The sequence below is a fragment of the Streptomyces sp. NPDC007164 genome (assembly GCF_040634135.1).
Lineage (GTDB): Bacteria > Actinomycetota > Actinomycetes > Streptomycetales > Streptomycetaceae > Streptomyces > Streptomyces sanglieri.
The window spans coordinates 1-5,176 of sequence record NZ_JBEYFB010000115.1 but is presented as its reverse complement, the minus strand read 5'-3'; the positions used below and the strand labels follow the sequence as shown (position 1 = coordinate 5,176).

Annotated in this window: 4 protein-coding genes and 1 pseudogene; all 5 read left to right on the top strand. The window is 69.3% G+C overall.

Features of this window, described 5'->3' with window-relative positions; all coding sequences use genetic code 11:
- Nucleotides 1-222 (top strand): annotated as a pseudogene (locus ABZ622_RS41640) (ATP-binding protein); the annotation flags it as partial.
- A 347-nt stretch (nt 223-569) separates the two neighbouring features.
- Complete coding sequence (locus tag ABZ622_RS41635) at nt 570-3,764, top strand: nitrate- and nitrite sensing domain-containing protein (protein WP_360552500.1); 3,195 nt, start codon at nt 570-572, stop codon at nt 3,762-3,764.
- A gap of 10 nt (nt 3,765-3,774) precedes the next feature.
- Nucleotides 3,775-4,188: a roadblock/LC7 domain-containing protein gene (locus ABZ622_RS41630; RefSeq protein ID WP_006127847.1), complete on the top strand. Its 414-nt coding sequence runs from the start codon at nt 3,775-3,777 to the stop codon at nt 4,186-4,188.
- Between the two features lie 85 nt (nt 4,189-4,273).
- The gene (locus ABZ622_RS41625) at nt 4,274-4,891 is read left to right on the top strand and encodes a DUF742 domain-containing protein (RefSeq protein ID WP_360552498.1); all 618 of its coding nucleotides are present in this window, start codon (nt 4,274-4,276) and stop codon (nt 4,889-4,891) included.
- The coding region (locus ABZ622_RS41620) for an ATP/GTP-binding protein (RefSeq protein WP_030739219.1) at nt 4,872-5,176 on the top strand (305 nt) is incomplete at its 3' end. The genes ABZ622_RS41625 and ABZ622_RS41620, both read left to right, overlap by 20 nt.

Genomic DNA, 5,176 nt, shown 5'->3' with positions numbered 1-5,176 from the left:
TGCTTCCCCGCCGTCGACTACTTCGAGAACAGCGGCCTGCCGTTCGTCATCGCCCTCAACGGCTTCGACGGACACCAGCCCTACACCCCCGACGAAGTGCGCGAAGCCCTCCAGATCGGCCCGGACACCCCGATCATCACGACGGACGCGCGGCACCGCGCGGACGCCAAGAGCGGTCTGATCACGCTCGTCGAGCACGCCCTCATGGCCCGGCTCAAGTAAGCACAAGTCGGTATTGCCATACGGTAGTTACCGTAGTCGGACGGGGGTGGGCTGTGTCCTTTGACACGATCCACCCCCGTATTCATAACGTTTCGAAAGAGAATTGCCCCACGTTCGACACCCGGCGCATCCGAGTGGTGCCACTGCGCTCACCTGAGCCCCGCCTTTTGACGGGGCTCGTTCTTTATGCCCGTTTTATCTGAGGTCTGCGCCACTCGGAATGACAGATTCCGACTGTTTGGAACGCGACCGGTCCCCGTGCTGGAATTCGACGAACTCCCGAGTAGTACGGCCCTGAACGAAATACGGCACAACGTAGGTGCCGACGCCGAGAGGTTGTTGGTCGAGTGAGGCGAAGCAACGCGGGCTCCACGGCGCGGCAGGAGCGGGGCAACTTCACCCCGCCGCCGCGCGCCGCGGCGTCCTCCGCGGACGCGTCCGGTACGGCGGTGCCCATCGGCGGCACCAGCCGGCTGTCGCCGCGCAACTGGCGAGTGCCCACCCGGCTCAACGCGATCCTCCTGATCCCCGTCCTGGTCGGCCTGGTCATGGGCGGATTCCAGGTGAAGGGGTCGATCGACACCTGGCGCGAGGCCCAGGACGCCGAGAAGACCGCGCTGATCGTGCGCGCGGCCGCCGAGTACGGCCAGGCGCTGCTGAACGAGCGCGACCTCTCCGCCCAGCCGCTGCTGTCCAACAAGCGCGACGCCGACATCGTCGGGGAGGCGCGGGCCACCACCGACGCGGCCGCGCAGAAGTTCGACGCGGCCGTGAAGGGCATGCCGAAGAAGCAGGGCCTGGAGCGGCGCCTTCAGCTGCTGCGGCTGGAGGAGCCCACTCTCCCCGAGCTGCGCAAGGCCGCCTTCGCCGAGGGCATGGACCCGGTGAAGACGGAGGAGGGCTACGTCAAGGTCCAGCACTCGCTGATGGAGTTCAGCAACGAGCTGGGTCTGGGCACCGGCAACATCACCAGCTACGGCCGTACGGTCTACGCGATCGAGCTCGCCAAGGCTGCAGAATCGCTTCAGCGCTCCATCGGCATGCACCTGCTGGTGCGTCCGAGCCAGGAGAACGCCAAGTTCGACGCCCAGGTCAAGGCCTTCGGCTCGTACAACTATCTGGAGCAGATCGCGCTCGGCGAGTTCGTCTCGGGCGGTACGGAGGCCGACGCGGCCCGGCTGAAGCAGGTCATGTCCACCAAGGCCGGCGAGGGCGCCCGGGAGCTGAAGCAGGCCAAGGAGGAGGCCGACGCGGCGGGAACCCCGTTCGTCGCCCCGCCCAGCATCGACGGCTCGGTCTTCGACGGCATGGCGCAGCAGATCGGGCAGGGCAAGTCGCCCGAGAAGCTGGCCGCGAAGGGCATCACGCCGAACACCTGGATGGCGGCCGCCACCGCCAAGTTCGACGGCTACACCACGGTCCAGGACGAGCTCGTCGACAAGGCGGTGGCCGAGGCCGCGGACATCTCGTCCGACGCCAGGACCGACGCCATTGTCAATGCCGCGGTCGTGATCGTCGCCCTGCTGGCCGCCTTCGTGCTGGCCGGGCTCATGGCCCGGCAGATGAGCCGCTCGATGCGCCGGCTGCGTACCGCCGCCTTCGGCATCGCCGAGCAGCGGCTGCCGATGCTGGTCGACCAGCTCTCCCGGGCCGAGCCGGGCCGGGTCGACACCCGGGTCCAGCCGATCCCGATCCACAGCCGCGACGAGATCGGCGAGGTCGCCCGCGCCTTCGACCAGGTGCACCGCGAGGCGGTCCGGCTGGCGGCCGAGCAGGCCATGCTGCGGGGCAACGTCAACGCGATCTTCACCAATCTCTCGCGCCGCAACCAGTCGCTGATCGAGGGCCAGCTGACCCTCATCACCGACCTGGAGAACAACGAGGCCGACCCGGACCAGCTGGAGAACCTCTTCCGGCTGGACCACCTGGCCACCCGCATGCGCCGCAACGGCGAGAACCTCCTGGTGCTGGCCGGCGAGGAGCCGGGCCGCCGCTGGAACCAGCCGGTCCCGCTGGTCGACGTGCTCCGGGCCGCCGCCTCCGAGGTGGAGTCGTACGAGCGCATCGAGCTCGCCGGGGTGCCCGAGACCGAGATCCATGGCCAGTCGGTCACCGACCTCGTGCACCTGCTGGCCGAGTTGCTGGAGAACGCCACCACGTTCTCCTCGCCGCAGACCAAGGTGCGGGTCACCGCGACCCGGCTGCCGGACAGCCGCGTGATGATCGAGATCCACGACAAGGGCATCGGCCTCACCGCCGAGGACTTCGCCGACATCAACCACAAGCTGGCCAACCCGCCGACCGTGGACGCCGCGGTGTCGCAGCGGATGGGTCTGTTCGTGGTCGGCCGGCTCTCCGACCGGCACGGCATCCGGGTCCAGCTGCGCCCCTCGGGCGAGCAGGCCGGAACCACCTCGCTGGTCATGCTGCCGGACGCGATCACCCACGGCGGCGGTGGCGAACCGTCCGCCGCGGCCGACGACTTCACCGTCTCCTCGATCATTCCGGAGCAGCAGAGCTTCGAACAGCAGCCGCCCCAGCCGCACCTGCGCACGGCGGCGGAGCTGGGCTTCGACGACTCGCGCTACGAGCAGCCCTCGGCGGACTCGGCCCAGCTGGACCCGGTGGGCCGTTCGCTGATGCGTGAGGAGCGCCGGGCGGCGCTGGAGGCGCAGACGGCGGGCGAGCACCCGCAGTTCCCGCAGGACCCGTACGCCGGCGGCCAGTACACCGACGGCGGGTACGCCGGGAACGGGTACGGCCAGGAGCCGCAGCAGGGCGTGCGGCAGGAGCAGTACGAGCAGGCTCCGTACCAGGGCGGCTACGAGCCCTACCCCGCCGACGGCTCGGGCGTCGCCCAGCAGCCCGAGCAGGGTCTGCCCGGTGGTTATGCGGAGGGCGGGTACGCGGCCGGTGAGGCCCAGCAGCCGTCCTACGAGGAGCAGTTCGCTCCCCGGCCCCAGCAGGACGACTGGCCGGAACAGGGCGCCTACCGGGGCGGGTACGAGCCCTCGGCACCGGCGGAAGCGGAATCCGTCCCGAGCGCCCCCGCCGAGCCGCAGGAGAGCGTAGGCTTCGACCGTCCGGGGCCCACGCCCGACTCCGGTCACGAGCTGACCGAAGCCGGTCTGCCGCGCCGGGGCGGTCAGCAGCACTGGCAGCCCACCGGCCGCGGGAACGGCCGGCCCGTCGCGCACCCGCAGCCGCAGCCGCAGCAGGAGGAAGCGCCGCAGCAGCCGTCGCCCGCGCAGCAGGACGGTGACGGTTCCGACGACTGGCGCTCGGCCAACGACGAGCGCTGGGAGCGGGCCGAGAAGCTCCGGGAGCCGAAGGCGGGCGGGATCACCCCGTCCGGTCTCCCCCGGCGGGTGCCCAAGGCCAATCTGGTCGAGGGCACGGCCGAGCAGACCTTGCAGGGCGGCCCTCAGGTTTCCCGCGCCCCCGAGGACGTCCGCGGCAGGTTGAGCAACCTGCGGCGGGGCGTGCTTCGGGGACGCAGCGCGGGTTCGGACGAAAGTAATACCTACAACCAGGAGCGTTAGTGTGAGCCCGATGAGCCAGGCGGCGCAGAATCTGAACTGGTTGATCACCAACTTCGTGGACAACACCCCCGGGGTGTCGCACACGGTGGTGGTCTCCGCCGACGGACTCCTGCTGGCCATGTCCGAGGGATTCCCCCGGGACCGCGCCGATCAGCTGGCGGCCGTCGCCTCCGGGCTGACCTCGCTGACCGCGGGTGCCTCGCGGATCTTCGAGGGCGGCGCGGTGAATCAGACAGTTGTGGAGATGGAGCGCGGATTCCTCTTCATCATGTCCATTTCCGACGGATCATCTCTTGCCGTTCTTGCACATCCGGACGCCGATATCGGTCTGGTTGGGTACGAAATGGCTCTTCTCGTCGACCGTGCCGGCAGCGTCCTCACCCCGGACCTCCGTGCTGAACTGCAAGGAAGTCTTCTTAACTAGTAGACAGACAGTGCGTTTCACGCCACCGGGCCATAAGGTGCGGTGGCGCGGCCCACTGAGACCGGGACCGGCAGGAGGAGGAATCGTGGACACACCGACAGGCGGGCACCAGTACGACGGTGGCCGACAGGTACCGGGTGAGCACGGCGACAACCGGTTCAACTTCCCCTCCGCCCCCAGCGGGCAGGGCGCCCAGCAGCCTTACCGGCCCTATCAGCAGCAGCCTCCGCGGCCGCCGCACGACGCCCAGCAGGGTTCCGGGTGGCCGACGCAGCGTCCGCACCGCTACGGCTCGCCCCCGGCGCCCCGTATCCAGCCGGTCGAGCCGCGGCAGGCCCCCGAGCCTGCCGCGCCCTCCGCGCACAATCCGCTGGTTCGTCCGTACGCCATGACCGGCGGCCGGACCCGACCGCGCTACCAACTCGCCATTGAGGCGTTGGTCAGTACCACGGCCGATCCGTCCCGGCTGCAAGGGCAGTTGCCCGAGCACCAGCGGATCTGCCGGCTGTGCTTCGAGATCAAGTCGGTCGCCGAGATTTCGGCACTGCTCTCGATCCCGCTCGGCGTTGCCCGGATCCTCGTAGCCGACCTGGCAGAGGCCGGACTCGTCGCAATCCATCAGCCCGGCGGCGACGAGTCCGCCGGCGGCCAGCCAGATGTGACACTGCTCGAAAGGGTGCTCAGTGGACTTCGCAAGCTCTAGCGGCGGAGCAGCCCGCTCCACTACCTCGGCGAAGATCGTGGTGGCAGGGGGCTTCGGCGTGGGTAAGACCACGTTCGTCGGTGCCGTCTCGGAGATCAATCCGCTGCGCACCGAAGCCGTGATGACGTCCGCGTCCGCGGGCATCGACGACCTGACGCACACCGGGGACAAGACCACCACGACGGTGGCGATGGACTTCGGTCGTATCACCCTGGACCAGGACCTGATCCTGTACCTCTTCGGTACGCCGGGTCAGGACCGTTTCTGGTTCATGTGGGACGACCT

Coding starts and splice junctions, on each gene's coding strand:
- ABZ622_RS41630 (WP_006127847.1), top strand. CDS start 3,775: ATGAGCCAGGCGGCGCAGAATCTGAACTGGTTGATCACCAACTTCGTG.